The sequence below is a fragment of the Salinivirga sp. genome (assembly GCF_035268865.1).
In the GTDB taxonomy this organism is placed as follows: Bacteria; Bacteroidota; Bacteroidia; order Bacteroidales; family Salinivirgaceae; genus Salinivirga.
The window spans coordinates 1-16,965 of sequence record NZ_DATFKB010000101.1; the positions used below are offsets into that span (position 1 = coordinate 1).

Here is a 16,965-nt window from a genome sequence, read left to right on the forward strand (position 1 = left end):
ATTTTCTATGGTGAATTTGATGGTATGCGGCGTAAAAGAATCCTTGTAAAAATTATAGGGGAATAAGTCAAGCCGAAAAAATATTGTGAGCGATTCCAGAGTTCTGGATTCGCTCACTTTTATACTACAAATGGCGCTTTACAGGTGATTGATGATAACGTCGATTTCATAGCCGCTGAGGCTTATTCGTTTCCTGCTATCGTCTGCTCCTCTTTGGTAGTTGTAATTAAGTTTATTTCCATGCTCTTTGTGTACAATGTTTGAAAAGTCTGATTGTTCGAGCTCAAAATTATAGTATTGTATTTCGCCCTCCAGTAGGTAATTTGCCGCTGATGCTATACCCAATTTAATTACCATGTACTTACCATTAGTCTCAATTGCACTGAACGATGCTTTTACCCGGTCGATACTTAAATCGTCTTCATAAGAATTTATGAGGCTGGCCGATTCTGCTAGTGTGCCAATATTAAAAAGACAGTACTTACCATTTTTTGAGCTCAATTGATCAATTTGCTTTATCGAAAAATCATTTTCATATCCATCTGTCATTTTCAGGGTAGTGACTGTTCCCATGCGCGATTCAAAGTATTTTCCGTTAAGTTTTACCTGGTTTGCTTTTTCAATATTCAGATGTCCTTCATAGAGTTCTGCTGTGATGTTATTGCAGGCCCCTAAATCGATTTCGCAATATTTGGTGTTGATATTGGCATCGGTTAAGCTATTTATGTCGATTTCACCTTCGTATGCTGTTATGGTGAGCACTTCCATTTCATTTACATGAAGTTCTGAATACTTATTACTGGCTTCTATTTTCCCTAACTTGTCTGACCTGAACTTGCACTCATAAAGTTTAAGCTTTGCGTCACCAGCTTCCGGGATATAGAATGAGGAGTATTTTCCATCTACTTTTAGATTGCCGGTTATCGATGGAACAGAATATTCCATATCGTAACCTGTTATGGTTAGATTGCCGTTTACAGATTGTTTTTGTCTAAGGGAATTGTATTTTGAGTTTATAGTCAGGTCCATATCACGGGGCAGGAAAATTTCAATTTTGGTGAATTTGAATTTATCGATAGATAGTTTCTCCCCATTTTTCAGGTGCATGTATATTTTTCCCCATAGTGGACCGAGGGAGAATTGAGAATAGTGCTCATAAAATCTGTTTGAAAGTTTGATGTTTTTGCCCGTTTTTTCAATGAGGTTTGCTTTCATTGCTTTTTTCAGCATTTGGGCATCTTTTTCATCCAATCCTTCTGCAATGTACGAAACTTCTATTGCGATTTTGTTGCCCTTTGCCGGACGAATGATTGCATCGTGCTCAAAAAGTTCTATCTCTACGTTTGGTCTGAAGTCCAGCGATAATTCGGCCTTTAGGGTCTCTGTATTATAAACTTCCTTTTTCTTAGCTTTTGTGTCAGCAGCAGCCCGGCTCTGATATGGCAAACCTGTAAATAATGTAAGCGACAGTATGCAAATAAGCAGGGTTTTAAAGCTCAATGTTTTCGTTTCTTTTTTCATATCTGATTTGTTTGTGGCGTTCATAAATGAGTTTTTCAAGAATACGTAAGCGCTTTTCGTAGGTCTCAAGCAGTATCATCACTGCACGGTCATTATCCGGATTTTTCTTTATGTCTTTTAAACCTTGTTTATATAAGGTGTCTAATTCTTTTAGTTCACCAATCAGCATTGATTCCATAGGAGAGGAGTGAGCTGGTATTTGCTGAAATTGATTCCATTTTTGATTGATTTGTTGCTGATACTGTTGTTCTTTTTTTGCGAGTTTGGTGTTTATTTGTGATAAATTATCAACATGCTGTTGCATTACCATTTCGTGCCGGAGCAGCATGCCTGTTACAAGCAAAATAACTACTGAAGCTGCTACCCACTGGGTTATTTTAATGCGTCGTGTTTTCTTTCTGGCCTGAATGTCTGCTATTCCGGCCCATATTCGGGCTTTGTCTGCGGCTTTATTGTCGAGTTGCCCTCTGTTTTTATTGATATATTCTTCAATGTTCATGTTGACGGTATTTTATGTTTGAAGAATGCCTTCTAATTTTTTGCTCAGTATTTTTTTTGACCGGTGATACTGAACTTTACAATTGGTTTCAGTTTGATTAAGCATTGCTGCTATTTCTTTGAACTTATATTCTTCAATGGCTTTGAGTGTAAATACAACCCTTGCCCCATCTGGAAGTTCCTCTATGGCATCCATTACCTTATGCATGGGGATTTTTTCATCTATTGCCGGCTCATTTTCTTCTTTTTGTTCATTTATCCTTTCGTCATTTATCGGTTCAAATACAACCTTCTTCTTTCTTAAGTCACCCAGACACTGGTTTACAACTATTCGTTTTAGCCAGGCTCCGGGTGTAGCTTCTCCTTTAAAAGAACCTATTTTACGGAATGCTTTCACAAAAGCTTCTTGCAACGCATCTTCTGCATCTGGTTGATTGCCTGTGATTCTGAATGCAATATTGTACATGGCATCTGCATATTGCTCGTATAGTTGATATTGTGCCAGTGCATTTCCTTTTCGGCACTGCTTAATTAATTGCTCTGATGTGAGTTTTTGCTCCAATTTTATTGCTCAATTTGTCCTAAAGACGAAGATAACAGAAAAAGGTTAAAATATTTGGTCATAAAAAATATGTGCAATCTTAATTTATTGTGTTATCCTACTGGATGTCAGGGCTTTGGCTTTTGATAATGTGTGTTGCTAATAATTAAAGCTTTCGCTTTCTGCTGTTGTTCAGTGCGAAAATCGAACATGATCATCTATTTTTTTAGTTCAGAAAAGCCCCTTTTCATGCTTTTTTGTAGTTTTACATGCACTTTTTTAAATAAAAATTCTTGTTATGCGATATTTAAGGAATTTCGGCATTTTTGCAGGCGCCTGGATGGCTGCCATGTTGGTTTTTACAATTGCATACGGTGTAAAAAATGCATCTCTGGCTGTATTGTACTTTAGTGTACCTGCAATAGTGCTGGGTGTGGTTGGGGCCTTGATGACTGCTGGTGAAAAGCTCTACAAAGCTGATCGGCGTATAAGCTGGATATGGATTATTATGTTGCTGGGACTTGATCAGGCAATTAAGATTTATCTTTTTGGTCTGGATTGGCAAACCATAAGCATCCCAATTATTGATCCGGTTTTTTATTTTGATCCGTCGCATAATACGGCCGGTAGTTATTTGTGGGTTTTATTGGGACTGGAAAATGTAAAAACCCTTCCGCATGTACTTTTTGTATCTGTATTAGCTTTTCTGTTGTTTGAATACTGGCGGTTTTATACTACAAAGCGTCCAATAAGTTTTTGGGGAAAGGGTTTTGTGCATCTTTTTCTTGTTGGGGCTTTGGCCAATGTAGTTGATAATATTTTTCATGGAGGATCGCTTGATTACATTACCATAAGGCCGTTTTATACATTCGATTTAAAAGATATGTTTATTACAATGGCCGAGCTTTTTGTGCTTATTGAAGTTATTGACCAAAAGTTATACAAAACCTCAAAAGATATTAAAGGTTTTAACTGGCAGTTTATAAAGTCAGATGTGCGCAGTTGGTTCATTAAAAACAAATGACACTATGCTATGTCCGCTTTGTGAAAATCATGATGTGCATTTTTTTGCTGAGGACAAAAACAAGCGCTACAAACATTGTAATGTCTGTGATCTTGTTTTTGTTGAAGAAGACTTTCTTCCGGACCAAACAGAAGAGAAGTTAAGGTATGATGAACATCAGAACACCATAGAGGATAAAGGTTATGTAGCTTTTTTGAGTCGCATCATCCAGCCGTTACAGTCTCACCTAAATGAAAATGCCATTGGCCTGGATTTTGGTAGCGGCCCAAATCCTGTGTTGGCCAAAATTTTGAAGGATAAAGGATATGAAATGGAAATTTATGATCCTTATTTTGCTCCTGACCTGAAAGTTTTCGATCGAAAATACGATTTTATAACTGCAACAGAAGTGGTGGAGCATATGCACAATCCGGCTGAGGATTATAAACGCATGTTTTCTGTTCTTGAAAAAGAGGGTGTGCTGGCATTGATGACAAAACTCCGTACTCCAGATATCAATTTTACAACATGGCACTACAAAAACGACCTCACCCATGTAAGTTTTTATTCTCCGAAAACAGTGCAATGGATTGGAAACCAATTTCATCGCAAAGCCGAAATTATATTGCCTGATTTGATCTTTTTTATATAAAAGTGCTGCTTTTTTATTGAAAATTCACCGGTAGAAATTCAGTTTAGATCATTCTAATCGATTATCTTTTGAATTATTTCTTTTATGTATGTATGTGCACGAATGGTGTCTGGTCTCGCATCGGGCTTTTACAATGCAGTGCGAAAGGAGTAATTTCTGCGGTAAATCATCAGATTAACCCTTAAAAACCTTTATCTTGCAATGCGATAAATGTCATTTTTTTTACTCTAAAAATATTGCATATTTACTTATAATACCAATAAGTAGAAGTATGTTGGAAAAGAAAGAAATAACAATTTGTTTAGGTAGCTCTTGTTTTGCCAGAGGCAACAAAAGAACCGTACAGGTGATTCAAAAATTTATAAAAGACCACAAACTCGATGATTATGTCTTTTTTCATGGCGGCCATTGTTTCGGCCATTGTGAGAAAGCTCCCATCCTTAAAGTCGATAAACGTATTTATGAGCATGTCGACTATCTTAATGTAATCGACATATTGAGCGATGAGTTTGATGGATACTATTAAAAATATTAACCGGAGGGTTTTGTGATGCAAATCGTTAAGACAATAAAAGATAAATGCAAGCTATGTTATGCCTGTATAAAGGTTTGCCCGGCCGATGCTATTAAAATAACAGAAGGGCACGCTAAAATTTTGCCAGACAGGTGTATTGCATGTGGGAGCTGTGTGCGCATTTGTCCGTATGATGCTATAGAGTACCTTGATGCAAAAAAGACAGTGCGCGGGTTGCTCAAATCAGACGAAGAGGTAATTGCCACATGCGCCCCAAGTATATCGGGCGAGTTTAATGATATTACAAATTACAGGAGTTTTGTGGGAATGATAAAAGCCCTGGGTTTTTCCCGGGTTTGTGAAGTCTCCTTCGGATCCGATCTTATCGGGTTAGAATACCGGAAATTGTTTGATAATTTTAAAGGAAAATATTTTATTACGGCCAACTGCCCTGCAGTCGTAAATTATGTGGAAAAATTTCATCCTGATTTGAACGACAATATGGCTCCGCTCGTATCGCCCATGGTTGCAACTACAAAAGTTGTAAGAGAGAAATACGGGAAGGATGTACGCATTGTCTATATCGGGCCATGTATTGCGGCTAAAGATGAGGCTATGCGTTTTGAAGGCGACAGCCGGATCGATGCTGTGCTTACATTTGAAGAGATCAGGCAAATGTTCAAACAGGCCGGTATAAATGAAAATAATGTAGAATATGCCGATTTTGATCCACCCATAGGCGGTAAAGGTTCTCTTTTTCCCATAAGCCGGGGAATGTTTCAGGCAGTAGATATTAACGAAGATTTGCTTACCGGTCGGTTAATATCGACCAATGGCAGTGAAAATGTTGTTGAAGCCCTTAATGAGTTCGAACAATTTACCAGTTTAAAGCAGCACCTTGACTTGTTTCATTGCGATGGTAGCTGTATTATGGGGCCCGGAACATCGAAAGGTGGTCAGAAGTTTTTGAGGCGTTCATTGGTAATAAGTTATACCAAAAAGCGGATGAAAAACTGGAATAAAGATGAGTGGGAAAAGAATGTGAATGAATATGAAAAGCTGAATTTTTCTCGTGAATATGTGAACCGCGATACGCGGATGGCTCCACCTCCAGAAGATAAGGTGCAGGAAGTGCTGAAAAAACTGGGTAAAGATGGAACTGAAAATCAGGCAGGATGTGGTGCATGTGGCTACAGCTCTTGTCGTGAGTTTGCCGTGGCTGTATGTAATGGTTTGGCGCGCATGGATATGTGCCATACTTATGCCATAGAGAATAAACAAGATTACATTAAAAAACTTAAATCGACCAACGAAAAACTTGCAAATACTAAAAATGCACTAAAAGAGTCGGAAGCTACAGCTCAGAAAGAGAAGGAAAAGTTGCAGGAACTCTCAACCACTACAAATGAGATGTTTAATAAGCTTAAGGCCGGTATTATCATCGTAGATAACCAGCAAAAAATTGTGTTGTCAAATCATGCGTTTATTAATTTGTTGGGTGATGATGCAAAAGAAATTAGTGATGTTGTACCGGGCCTTGTCGGCGCAGGGCTTGAGAATCTTGTTCCTCCCTCGGTTAAAAACTTTTTTAATTACGTACTGGAGCACAATAAAAGTGTAGAAAACAAAGATATTCACCTTAACGATAAGTTGCTGAACGTTTCTGTATTTCCTATTAGGAAGCACCATATTGCCGGTGCAGTATTCAGAGATATGTATGTTCCTGAGGTTCAGCGGGAGGAGATAATTAGCCGTGTTTCAGAAGTGATAGATCGCAACCTGAATATGGTACAGAAAATCGGTTTCCTACTGGGAGAAGGGGCGTCGGAGACAGAACGTATGCTCAATTCTATTATTGAATCGTATCAAAAAGACAAAAAGCGATAGCATATGAGTGCATTTTATACGGAAGTGAATTGCCAGCAACGTAATCATGAGGGTGAGCGTATTTGTGGCGATGTTTTTATTTCTAAACGTTTACGCGAGGAGCGACGAACAATTGCTGTTTTGTCTGATGGAATGGGCCATGGAGTTAAAGCCAATATGCTCGCCACCTTAACCGCCACCATGGCAGTTAATTTCACAAGAGAACATAAGGATTATCAAACTATTGCTGAGATAATAATGAACACCCTGCCTGTGTGTAGTGTCAGGAAAATCAGTTATTCCACCTTTACCATTGTTGATGTTGAAGATTCCGGTGAGGTCAGTATCCTGGAATATGATAATCCCAATTGCATAATTATGAGGGGTTCCAGGGTTTACGATCCAGGTTGGGAAAATATTGTGATGGAGAGTGAACAGAATAAGGGTAAGGAGCTAAGAGCAGTTAAATTCAGGCCGCGAAAAGAAGATCGCATTATATTTTGGTCCGATGGAATTATTCAGTCGGGTCTGGGCTCGCACAAGTACCCTTTTGGCTGGGGCATAGAAGATAGTACTGATTTTGTGGTGCGGACAGTACAAAAAACACCATATATCTCGGCACGTAAGCTTGCTCAGAAAGTGCTTAATATGGCCGTGATGAATGATAACTACGAATCAAAAGATGATACCAGTTGCGCAACCATTTATTTCAGAGAACCTCGTAAGTTGCTTATCTCCACAGGTCCGCCTTTTGAAAAGAATCGCGATATTGAATTGGCCATGAGTGTACATCAGTTTGAAGGTAAAAAAATTGTTTGTGGCGCCACTACTGCGGAAATCATTGCCAGAGAACTTGGACGTGAAATTGTTGATGAGTTTGAGTTCCATGATCCTGATTTGCCGCCGGTAAGCCATATGCAGGGCGTTGATCTTATTACTGAAGGTATTCTTACCCTGAGTAAAGCCTATAATATGCTTCACGATTATAACAATAATATTAAACTAGGCAACGGGCCGGCCGACAGAATCGTGAAAATGTTATTGGAATCGGATGAAATTAATATCATTATTGGTACAAAAATAAATATCGCTCATCAGGATCCGACATTACCCGTTGAACTGGAAATTAGACGCACAGTGGTGAAGCGAATAGCCCGGGTATTAGAAGAAAAATTTCTTAAAGAAGTTGCTTTACAGTATATTTGACACATTTTTAAATATATAAATATATGGCTATGAATGAGAAACAAATTCGCTTGTTGGGCGTACTTATTAAAGAGCGTCAAAATGTAGCTACTCAGGTTCAGGAATTATTAACCCGGTATGGGTGTAGTATTAAAACCCGACTAGGTATGCACGAGGCAACAGATGACCGTTGTGCTCCACACGGGTTGATTATTCTTGAACTGACCGGAGCGTCGGAAGATATGCTAAAACTTGAATCAGAATTAAATGCTTTGCCAGGTGTGGACGCAAAGAATATTACATTTGATTTATAATTTAGTTCGCATTGGCAAAAAAATTGATAGCAAAGTGCGTGCGCATTCTTTAATTAAATAGGTTACAATGGTTATAGAAAAAACAAAAGAGGCTGTTAAAGATATAATGAGCCCTTTCTACCGCTTTTTTAAAATTGAATCTTCCGGAGGTATTCTTCTTATAATCGCAACAGCAGTCGCATTGATTTGGGCCAATACCCCATTCAGAGATGTTTATTTTCATATTCTTGAGTTTCCCATTGCTATTGGTGCAGGTGACTTTTTACTGGAGAAAACTCTGCATCATTGGATTAATGATGGCCTGATGGCCCTTTTCTTTTTTCTTGTAGGTCTTGAAATAAAGCGTGAAATAATGGCCGGAGAATTATCATCATTCTCTAAAGCAATATTGCCAATTGGGGCTGCTGTAGGAGGAATGGTTCTGCCTGCTCTTATCTATATTTTTTTACAAGGTGGTACGCCAGCAGCCGATGGTTGGGGGATTCCAATGGCAACAGATATTGCATTTACAATTGGTATATTAAGCTTAATTGGAAAAAGGGTTCCCTTAGCCCTAAAGGTTTTTCTTGTTGCATTTGCTATTGTTGATGATATTGGTGCTGTTATTGTTATAGCGTTGTTTTACAGCCACGATATTATGTGGAATCTGTTATTTTTGAGTATGGGCTTCATGGCCTTATTGATGATAGCAAATATGTTTCATGTCCGTTCATTAATATGGTATGTCATCATAGGTCATATCATATGGTTCCTGTTTTTAAAGTCAGGTATACACCCGACTCTAGCAGGTATTATAGTTGCATTTACTATTCCGGCAAATCGCAAGCTTCGACTCGAAGATTTTGTGGGGCGTATACGTGAGCAAAGTAATATCTTTTGCAAGGAATCATGCAAAGACAGGATGACGTTAAGTAATTTGCAGCTTGAAACCATAGATAATTTACAACAATCAATATCAAAAGTTCAAAGCCCGTTGCAATCACTTGAGCACCTGCTACATCCTTTTGTTACATATGTGGTAATGCCACTGTTTGCACTTGCTAATGCTGGTGTGGTGCTTACCACCGGTAGTGTTAGTATTTTTTCCGGAGTATCACTTTCCATAGCTATATCACTAATCGCAGGAAAAGTAATTGGTATTTCTGGTTTTACCTGGCTTATGGTAAAACTGAAAATAGGTAAGTTGCCTTCAAAGGTAAATATGAAAATGATTTTCGGAGCTGCAATGCTGGGTGCTGTTGGTTTTACTATGTCTTTATTTATAAGTAATTTGGCCTTTGGCGATGACGCTCTTTTGAATAATGCAAAAATTGGAATACTAACCGGATCGTTTATCGCCGGTGTTACAGGTTATTTATTGTTGAAAAAGTTTACCAAATAAACATCGATTGCCTATAAATGTATGAGAAACTGAACTTGCCAAAGGCTGATATTCAGATAAGGCAAAATGCCAAAGTATCAGAAATATTTGATGTAGTGCGGAAACTTTGGTTACCTTATACTCCGGAAGAATGGGTCCGGCAAAATATTTTACACTTTTTAATTAATTATCAGGATGTGCCTCCTTCACTCATAGCTGTTGAGATGCCGATAAAAGTAAACAGAATGGAACGAAGGTGCGATATAGTGGTGTATTCCAGGTCAGGCAAACCAGCAATGATAGTGGAATGCAAAGCTCCAGGTGTAAAGGTTACCCAAAAAACAGTAGATCAGGCAGGGCGATATAATTTAACCCTAAAGGCACCATATTTAATGGTCTCGAATGGGTTAAAACATTATGCTTTTTCTATCGATTTTGAAAATGAATCCACTACAGCTTTAAAATCAATTCCTGATTATAGCTCGTTGTTGAGGCATTGAAGTGTATATTCGTCAATCCAGCCCGTAAAGGTGCGTAACCAGTCTTTTTTTATTCCGCAAACCTCAAACCCAAGTTTTTTAAATAACCGCAAGCTTTTTGTATTGTCTGAGCCAATATTGCAATAAAGCTGCTTCAGGTGAAGGTAATTGAATACATAACCCTTTACAAGCTCAATGGCCTGCGTGGCATAACCCCGTCCTCTATCCTCCTGGTTATTTATTAATATACCCACTCCAGCGCGTTGATGGAATGGGTCATAATCGAAAAGATCTATTGCACCAACTGCTTTGCCCTGCTGTTTGTCCATAATCATCAGACGAAGTTGCCTGTTTTCAAAGATATCTTGAGATGCTGATTCAGCATATTTTCGTATGGTATGATGCGAAAACGGAATGAGGGTATTAGAAACCTGCCAGTTATCGGTATTATTTTCCCAGTCATATATTATGTCAGCATCGTCGGGTTCTACGGCACGTAAGCGTATATGGTTGTTTTCCAGTAGTTTTTCTTGCATATTATTTTTGATAATAATTGAGGTTCATTATAAACGCCCCTGCATATCCATTTTCTAATAGCTCTTTGCGTTTTCTTTGTGCCGTTTTGTAGTCGTATTTTCCCAATATATAGCGATAAATTCCATCAGGTCCTTTTATTCTCTCTACTCCATCAATATTTTTAAAATAGCTTATGTCCACGGGAACTTTCAGTGCAAGCAACTGAATAGTATATTTGCCGTCTTTTTGGCTGTTCTTCTCAATGCGCTTTTGAGATGCAATGTTGCCCTGATGTTTTTTCTTCTCCAGTTCTCGATAATTAATAATGCGAGCATTGGGGAATCCCATGTCTGCTGCTTTATTTACAAGCTCAGAAGCTTTGGCACGTGAAGCATATTTACCAATTGTATAGAAATAACCCTGAACCGATGGGAATATCCATACATTTGACACTCCCTTTGCCTCAACTTTTTTAAATGCTCCGGGTGAGAGGGGTTTGGGTGAATCTGTAAGGAGTACGGTATATTGTAATTGAACGGCTTTGTCTCCAAATTTCAAATTTTCTGGAACATTAAACTCTTCATAGGTTATTTTCGTATCGCCGGTTTTAATTACATTAATCTCTACACGACGATTGTAACGCTGTGCTTCGGGATTGGGATTGCTGGCACTAACCAATGGCTGTTGCTCGCCTTTTGATTTGGCTATAAACCGGTCCCTCGATATACCTTTGTTTACAAGGTAATTGATTACATTTCTGGCTCTTTTGGCTGCAAGGTTTTGGTTGTAACCTGCATTGCCTGTAGGATCTGAAAATCCCGTGACTTCCACATACAGCTGTGGGTTTTGGTTCATTACCTTGTAGAGTTTTTCTAACCTAATTCTGGTTTCTCTGGTAAGTTGGATGCTGTTATAGTCGAAAAGCACTCCTCGCATTAGCACATATTCACCGCTGGCAACAGGCTTAGGTGTTAACTCTACATCGAGTGTAATTTTGGGTAAACCATAGTCTGAAGGTATGCTTACTGAGCGCTGGTGGGTTTTATATCCGGGTCCCTCAAAAGTAACCAGGTAATCTCCCGGAGGTACAGTCATGGAATAGGTTCCGTCACCAGACGCTTTTGTGGAGGTTACCATTGCATTGGTTTGCTGGTCAATTACTCTGACGTTGAAGTTAGCGTTGGTATCCTGGTTGTCCTGTAATAGAATAATTCCTCTGATATCAAAAGATGCATATTGATTTTGTTCTTCTTCTGGCTCTTTGTTTTCCGCAGTTTCCGGAGTCTCCTTAACTTCTGTTTCTGTGATAATTGGTTCTTCCGGTGTTTCCTCTTCTTTTGTGGATTCTTCTAATGTTGTTGTGTCTGATTCTATTTGTGATGCTTCAGTTTTAGTTTTATCTGTATCCGGTTCGTCTGCAACCTCCGCTAATTTCGGGGCTTCCGTTTCAGGAACATCTTCCCCTTCGTCAAATTTTAGCTGGTAACGATAAATGTCTTTTCGTCCAAAAGTGTCATCCGGGTCTCGATGAGCAAATAGGGCAAACTTTCCGTTTTTATAAGGCATAAAGAAAATATCGTCATCAGTTGTATTGATTGGATATCCAATATTAAGTGGTGTAGTCCATTCTCCCACTGCATTCTTTTTTGAATAAAAAATATCGTAGCCACCCATGCTGTTGTGTGCTTCAGAGCAAAAGTAGAGTGTTTTACCATCTTCCGAAATTACCGGGCAATCTTCGTCAAATGGCGTATTAATAGCTCTACCAAGGTTAACGGGGTCTTTCCATTTTCCTTTACTGTCTTTTTCTATTACATAAATGTCTCTTCCTCCTTTGCCACCTTTCATTGTACTGGTGAAATAAAATGTTTTTCCGTCGGGGGCCGGAGAAATATGCGATTCCCAATCGCGTGAATTAATGTCGCGGTCAAGTTCCTCGATTTCTGTAAATCTGTATCCCTTTTTTTCTGCTTTGTAAAGATTCCCATCTCCATAATCATCGCGAAAAAAGTACATTTGTGTGCCGTCGGCAGATATTCCTACTGTAGCAAGATATCCGTCTGAATTTATTTTTGATGTAATATCCTGGGGTTCTGCCCATTCCCCGTTCTCGTTTTTTGTTGTATAGTTAATTATTTCATAAAAAGTTTCCTGTTGCAATTCTCTGTCATATACTCTTTGTAGTGTTGTGTATATCATTGTTTTGCCATCGGGAGTTATGACGGGATTAAAGTTGTCATCGCTATCGTTTATCACATGTCCCAGATTAGTTTTTTTAACAGGTATCGGGGAGCTAATCAGCTCTTTAGCATTTTTGCATGTCTGTATTTGAAGCTCTACAAATTCATGGTAGTAAACATCGCCATCATCGAGTTGTTTTTTATATTCTGTGTATGTTTGGATAGCTTTATCGAGCTGAACATTGATTCTGTAAGCTTTAGCAAGATAGAATAAGGCTTCGGGAGGAGCTTGTAGTTCCCGGTAGGAGCCTTCTTTGTAATTCCCGGAAATGTCTGTGATGGCTTTTTCCAGATAGGGTATTGCTCTTGATTTGTCGCCCAGGAGGTTTAGGTAGCACAGGCCAATGTTGAAGTTGACATTGGCATTCATTTCACCTCTTTCTTCAATTTTTTCAAAGTGTTTTAATGCTTGCGCATAGGCTCCATACTGAAGTTCGCTGTATCCTTCAAGAAATTGTTTTTTAAAATCTTTTGACGGTCGTTGAGCAATGCTACTTAATCCAGTGCAAAGTATCAGCAATATGAATATGTATTTTTTCATAGGTATCCCAATTTGAGTCATTAGACTCGTGAAAATGCTGCTATATACAAAGGTAAAATTTATTATGAATTTTTTATATTTAATTAGACTCTGCCAGATATAACGTATTTGCACCATGATCTCAAAAAAAAACCTGTGGCTAACCACAGGTTTTTTATGTAAAAGCGATTTTGTTATTTTTTAAAAATCTCTTCTTTTACCTTTTGGTAAGCTTCTTGAAAATCTTTCGTTTTGTTAAGCTTTTTGTATTTTAACTGCAACTCATTGCTTCGTTTTTGTAAAATGTTTGTTAACGAATCTGCTTTTTTGCTTAGTCTGGGATTTTCATCGCTATTTGCTTTGATGGTTAAATCAACGATTTGTTTGTCTATCTTTACAAGCTCTTTCGCATCTTCCTTTATAGTGGTTTTATCATTTTTGCACCCTGCTATAAATGCAAAAGTCACAAAAATCACCAATATTAACCTCTTCATAATTTATTTTTTCTTGGTTTTAATTTTGTTAAGGCTTTTAGTTACACCAAATAGCTCAATTGATTTTTTGTTGTAAGCCAATGCGGCTTCTTCAGGGGTGTCAAATGACCCGAGATTAATTGCTTTGCGATTTACATAAATAATCGCCTGGTATTTGTTTGAGTTTTTTACAACTCCCCTGTAGCCAAATTGATTGTCGGTCTTGCTTGTGTTGCGAACAACATTTGAAAGGGTAGACCATTCAAGGTTTTTGATACGGCAGTCAAGTGGATTTCCGTTTATGAAACGCACCCAGTAACGTCTTTCTTCATCAGGTTTTTTGATGAATTTTTCAGCTACAACCTTTTGCAAATAGATTGTTTCATTTTTATATGAACCATCTGATTGCTTCCAGTTTTTTTGAAAAAATGCATACCCGCGGCTATGACGGCGCAGGTTTTCAAGAAACTTAATTTTAGTTAAATAGGGGTGGTTGACGAGGTATTCATATACCACATCATCAACCAATGCCTGATCTTCAGCATTTTTTAATGGTAATTTACAAATCATAATTTTGGTTTTTAGTTGTTAGTAATTTATTTCAAATATAACACACTATAAATTAATATACAAATTTTTGTTATTTTTTGTGTGTAGTATGTTATACTAATGTTTGTGTCGCCTAGTTTGCAATAATTTGATTCTTTTGAATTTTGTATTTTAAAAAACCATAGAGCTTTTCGGCCTCTCTTCTTTGGGGAGCCTGATTATAATCTTCTTTGATTATACTTAAGTAACTTATAGCCTTATCATAATTTTCAAAGGATGCATATATTGCTGCAATCTTGAGTAGGTAGTGTGGAGTGATGATGTAGTTGTTCCTGCTCTTTATTGCTGCTTTGTATTTTTCAAGGGCCTCGTTAATTTTCCCTTGTTCCGATAGCGCATCACCCTGAGCACCTAATGATATAATTGAAAAGAAACGATCTTCTGTTTTTACGGATGATAGTAATTGAACAGCTAATTGATATTCTTGCAAGTGCAATGCGCATATTCCTCCATAAATTGCAGCTAGCCTACTTTGTTTAGATGGTGTTTCGTGAGCTAATTGCTGAAACCCTTTGAGCGATTTTGACCCTTTTAGTGCTAAATCATATTTTTGTTCTCTAAAAGCTTTTTCGGCGGGATACATTTCAGCATTTAATTCAGGTTTATTTGGTAGTGTATCGGTATATTTAGGTAATAAAAAGTAGCTGTCTTGCTTACGTACTTTGTTCACTGTAAGTCTGTCGTATAAATCAAAGATAGATCTGTACCTGCCATTATTAATAATAGTTTTCCATAAACGTTTTTTATTGTCGAAAAAACGCTCTTGAGACCCTGTGGGCTTTTCTCCTGTTTTTTCAATTGAATATAAATGTTCTTTTCCAAATATTAATTTAGTTCTTTCGCCTTTAGAAAGCGCTAAAGCCAAACCAATCATTTCTGTTTCACCACCTACATTAGCCAGAGAGTTTTGGCTGAATTTAATTCCTGTTATATTATACTCATTCATATTGAGTCGTTCAATGGCCTCTGTTAATTGATAAGTATCCCAGCTATTTTTATTGTATTTTTGCTTTATATATGCTTTAGCTTTTTCTTTAATGACAAAGGGTTCGATAAGATTTTTTGCTGCATGCAGTGGCATAGTTCCGGGCTCTCCAATAGCCTCAACTTTAAATACATATATTTTACCATTGATTTTATAGGGATTTGAAATGGCATGTTTTTTTGAATTAAAAGCCCAGTTGTATAAATGTTGACTATTGTTTAGATCTCTTACTTTGGTATCTAAAGCCATCGCTTCATAGTTTTCGAGTATGTAGTTGTTGGCAACAGCCTTACTATCAAATTTTTTCGGGTTTTCTATGTTTTCTGCAAAGGATCTGGCTTCTTCCATAGTAGCTTCAATGTCTTTTTCGGATGGTGAAAGTGGTTGATATAATGCTGTGAAATTGTATTTTTTCCTTTTGACATCCTGATCAAATATTTTAATAATGTGCCAACCAAAACGGGTGTTAGCTAACACAATCTCTCCTGGTTGGTTGTAAAATGTGCTGTCACTAAAATCCTTTGCCATCTCGGCATGCTTAAACCACTCTGTATCTCCCCATTCTGCTTTATTGGGCTTTTCTTTTGAATACCTTTTTGCGATATCCAGGAATTTTTCTCCCTTTTTTATTTCTTTTTCAAATTGTTCCTTGACCTTACTTGCTTCATTAAAATTAGAATTTCTTAAAAGTAAATGATGAGCCCAGGCTTTTTCTGGTAAATGAGTAATACTTTCAATTTTTATGCTTCTGAAAGAGTTCTTTGTGAAATACGGGCCAAAAACATCGCCAGGCTTTCCTTTTTCAAAAAAGGTTTGCATTTTTTGGGGAATGGTGTTTTTATAATAAAAAGAACTGTATCTCTTGATGTGTGGGCTCATGCTTGCAATTTTTTCAAATGATTGCCCACTTTCTATTAACCTTTTAAATGATTTATATTCTTTTTCATGGAAATGTTTATGGATCCTTGGAGGGATATATGCAGCTCTTAAATAACGTCGTTCATTTATTTGATATGTGTTTTTGTTTTTGTTTAAAAAAGTTTTGAAATCCTTGTCAGTGGGCGTTACTGAGTCGTTGTAATCACTATAAGGAAGGGTAGTTGCTTTTATGGCTACTTCTTTATCCAGAAGATTTGTTAACCAGTCGCTGTAAACCTCAGTTATGAAAAAACTTGACTTCAGAAGTGATTCATATTTCTTCTGACGTAAATTATTGTTTATATTGTTGATTTGGTAAGTCCACATGAAATACGGGTCGGAATCCTTTGCTTTTTCAAGCTTTTTAATGAAAGGCTTTACTCTCGATGGATCAAATTTACCGGTTTCAGGATTTCTGAAGACCGGGTTTTGCTTAATGCCCGGATGTATATCATTGCCAAACAGGTAGTTGTTTTTTTCTTCTTTAGATATTTGAATTCCCAGATAATCTAATTCATGATTGATTTTCTTTTTTTTAATGAGGTTAGTAAAAGCCTTTATTTGATTTTTTTGTTTTTCTTCTACTTTATACTGATCTTTCAATAATAATCTATTGTATCTGTCTATTTTGCGTTTTTCCTTTAAATACTCTTTATAGGTAATGGTTTCAACTATACTATCTGCATTTGTTTCGCTGATTCTGTATGGAGGAAATTCGCCTTTTTTATTATTTTTATTACATGCTGTAAGGGCAGATAAAGCCAATAGTAA

At 37.4% G+C, this 16,965-nt stretch carries 16 protein-coding genes; 8 read left to right on the forward strand and 8 right to left on the reverse strand.

Features of this window, described 5'->3' with window-relative positions; genetic code table 11:
- Window positions 1–138: 138 nt before the first annotated feature.
- The 3 genes from VJ937_RS05950 to VJ937_RS05960 are packed head-to-tail and all read right to left on the reverse strand — an operon-like array spanning window position 139 to window position 2,581.
- Complete coding sequence (locus VJ937_RS05950) at window positions 139–1,521, reverse strand: hypothetical protein (protein ID WP_324065973.1); 1,383 nt, start codon at window positions 1,519–1,521, stop codon at window positions 139–141.
- Window positions 1,490–2,020, reverse strand: coding sequence for a hypothetical protein (locus VJ937_RS05955; RefSeq protein ID WP_324065974.1), 531 nt, complete (start codon window positions 2,018–2,020; stop codon window positions 1,490–1,492). The genes VJ937_RS05950 and VJ937_RS05955 overlap by 32 nt, the downstream gene beginning before the upstream one ends.
- Before the next feature lie 12 nt (window positions 2,021–2,032).
- Window positions 2,033–2,581 carry an RNA polymerase sigma factor gene (locus VJ937_RS05960; protein WP_324065976.1) on the reverse strand — a complete coding sequence of 183 codons (549 nt, stop codon included), beginning with the start codon at window positions 2,579–2,581 and terminating at the stop codon, window positions 2,033–2,035.
- Window positions 2,582–2,858: 277 nt separating this feature from the next.
- On the opposite strand from VJ937_RS05960, the gene VJ937_RS05965 reads away from it, so the two are divergent.
- The 8 genes from VJ937_RS05965 to VJ937_RS06000 all read left to right on the forward strand — a co-directional run bounded on the left by VJ937_RS05965 (window position 2,859) and on the right by VJ937_RS06000 (window position 9,954).
- Entirely contained in the window at window positions 2,859–3,584 is a 726-nt protein-coding gene (locus tag VJ937_RS05965; RefSeq protein WP_324065977.1) for a signal peptidase II, read from the forward strand.
- A 4-nt stretch (window positions 3,585–3,588) separates the two neighbouring features.
- Window positions 3,589–4,215: a class I SAM-dependent methyltransferase gene (locus tag VJ937_RS05970; protein ID WP_324065978.1), complete on the forward strand. Its 627-nt coding sequence runs from the start codon at window positions 3,589–3,591 to the stop codon at window positions 4,213–4,215.
- 271 nt (window positions 4,216–4,486) lie between these two features.
- Window positions 4,487–4,741, forward strand: a complete 255-nt coding sequence (locus VJ937_RS05975; RefSeq protein WP_057952381.1) for a (2Fe-2S) ferredoxin domain-containing protein — start codon at window positions 4,487–4,489, stop codon at window positions 4,739–4,741.
- A 24-nt stretch (window positions 4,742–4,765) separates the two neighbouring features.
- A complete protein-coding gene (locus VJ937_RS05980; RefSeq protein ID WP_324065979.1) occupies window positions 4,766–6,616 on the forward strand; it encodes a [Fe-Fe] hydrogenase large subunit C-terminal domain-containing protein in 1,851 nt (616 codons plus the stop codon).
- Between the two features lie 3 nt (window positions 6,617–6,619).
- Window positions 6,620–7,801: a SpoIIE family protein phosphatase gene (locus VJ937_RS05985; RefSeq protein WP_324065980.1), complete on the forward strand. Its 1,182-nt coding sequence runs from the start codon at window positions 6,620–6,622 to the stop codon at window positions 7,799–7,801.
- A gap of 29 nt (window positions 7,802–7,830) precedes the next feature.
- Window positions 7,831–8,094, forward strand: coding sequence for a hypothetical protein (locus VJ937_RS05990; protein WP_324065981.1), 264 nt, complete (start codon window positions 7,831–7,833; stop codon window positions 8,092–8,094).
- A 67-nt stretch (window positions 8,095–8,161) separates the two neighbouring features.
- Window positions 8,162–9,475 carry a Na+/H+ antiporter NhaA gene (gene nhaA, locus VJ937_RS05995; protein WP_324065982.1) on the forward strand — a complete coding sequence of 438 codons (1,314 nt, stop codon included), beginning with the start codon at window positions 8,162–8,164 and terminating at the stop codon, window positions 9,473–9,475.
- A gap of 17 nt (window positions 9,476–9,492) precedes the next feature.
- Complete coding sequence (locus tag VJ937_RS06000; RefSeq protein WP_324065983.1) at window positions 9,493–9,954, forward strand: type I restriction enzyme HsdR N-terminal domain-containing protein; 462 nt, start codon at window positions 9,493–9,495, stop codon at window positions 9,952–9,954.
- On the opposite strand, the gene VJ937_RS06005 is transcribed toward VJ937_RS06000, so the two are convergent.
- The 5 genes from VJ937_RS06005 to VJ937_RS06025 all read right to left on the reverse strand — a co-directional run.
- Window positions 9,930–10,469: a GNAT family protein gene (locus tag VJ937_RS06005; protein ID WP_324065984.1), complete on the reverse strand. Its 540-nt coding sequence runs from the start codon at window positions 10,467–10,469 to the stop codon at window positions 9,930–9,932. The two genes, VJ937_RS06000 and VJ937_RS06005, sit on opposite strands and share 25 nt — an antisense overlap.
- Window position 10,470: 1 nt before the next feature.
- Entirely contained in the window at window positions 10,471–13,230 is a 2,760-nt protein-coding gene (locus tag VJ937_RS06010) for an OmpA family protein (RefSeq protein ID WP_324065985.1), read from the reverse strand.
- A 173-nt stretch (window positions 13,231–13,403) separates the two neighbouring features.
- On the reverse strand, window positions 13,404–13,703 hold the full coding sequence (locus VJ937_RS06015; RefSeq protein WP_324065986.1) for a hypothetical protein: 300 nt from the start codon (window positions 13,701–13,703) through the stop codon (window positions 13,404–13,406).
- A 3-nt stretch (window positions 13,704–13,706) separates the two neighbouring features.
- The gene (locus VJ937_RS06020; RefSeq protein WP_057952372.1) at window positions 13,707–14,252 is read right to left on the reverse strand and encodes an HNH endonuclease; all 546 of its coding nucleotides are present in this window, start codon (window positions 14,250–14,252) and stop codon (window positions 13,707–13,709) included.
- 112 nt (window positions 14,253–14,364) lie between these two features.
- Window positions 14,365–16,965: peptidylprolyl isomerase (locus VJ937_RS06025; protein WP_324065987.1), on the reverse strand; the 2,601-nt coding region annotated here is incomplete at its 5' end.

What these genes read in the sequence shown, in the direction of transcription:
- VJ937_RS05950 (WP_324065973.1), bottom strand. Translation starts at nt 1,521, where the DNA reads ATGAAAAAAGAAACGAAAACATTGAGCTTTAAAACCCTGCTTATTTGC.
- VJ937_RS05955 (WP_324065974.1), bottom strand. Translation starts at nt 2,020, where the DNA reads ATGAACATTGAAGAATATATCAATAAAAACAGAGGGCAACTCGACAAT.
- VJ937_RS05965 (WP_324065977.1), top strand. Translation starts at nt 2,859, where the DNA reads ATGCGATATTTAAGGAATTTCGGCATTTTTGCAGGCGCCTGGATGGCT.
- VJ937_RS05970 (WP_324065978.1), top strand. Translation starts at nt 3,589, where the DNA reads ATGCTATGTCCGCTTTGTGAAAATCATGATGTGCATTTTTTTGCTGAG.
- VJ937_RS05975 (WP_057952381.1), top strand. Translation starts at nt 4,487, where the DNA reads ATGTTGGAAAAGAAAGAAATAACAATTTGTTTAGGTAGCTCTTGTTTT.
- VJ937_RS05980 (WP_324065979.1), top strand. Translation starts at nt 4,766, where the DNA reads ATGCAAATCGTTAAGACAATAAAAGATAAATGCAAGCTATGTTATGCC.
- VJ937_RS05985 (WP_324065980.1), top strand. Translation starts at nt 6,620, where the DNA reads ATGAGTGCATTTTATACGGAAGTGAATTGCCAGCAACGTAATCATGAG.
- VJ937_RS05990 (WP_324065981.1), top strand. Translation starts at nt 7,831, where the DNA reads ATGAATGAGAAACAAATTCGCTTGTTGGGCGTACTTATTAAAGAGCGT.
- nhaA (WP_324065982.1), top strand. Translation starts at nt 8,162, where the DNA reads ATGGTTATAGAAAAAACAAAAGAGGCTGTTAAAGATATAATGAGCCCT.
- VJ937_RS06000 (WP_324065983.1), top strand. Translation starts at nt 9,493, where the DNA reads ATGTATGAGAAACTGAACTTGCCAAAGGCTGATATTCAGATAAGGCAA.
- VJ937_RS06005 (WP_324065984.1), bottom strand. Translation starts at nt 10,469, where the DNA reads ATGCAAGAAAAACTACTGGAAAACAACCATATACGCTTACGTGCCGTA.
- VJ937_RS06010 (WP_324065985.1), bottom strand. Translation starts at nt 13,230, where the DNA reads ATGAAAAAATACATATTCATATTGCTGATACTTTGCACTGGATTAAGT.
- VJ937_RS06015 (WP_324065986.1), bottom strand. Translation starts at nt 13,703, where the DNA reads ATGAAGAGGTTAATATTGGTGATTTTTGTGACTTTTGCATTTATAGCA.
- VJ937_RS06020 (WP_057952372.1), bottom strand. Translation starts at nt 14,252, where the DNA reads ATGATTTGTAAATTACCATTAAAAAATGCTGAAGATCAGGCATTGGTT.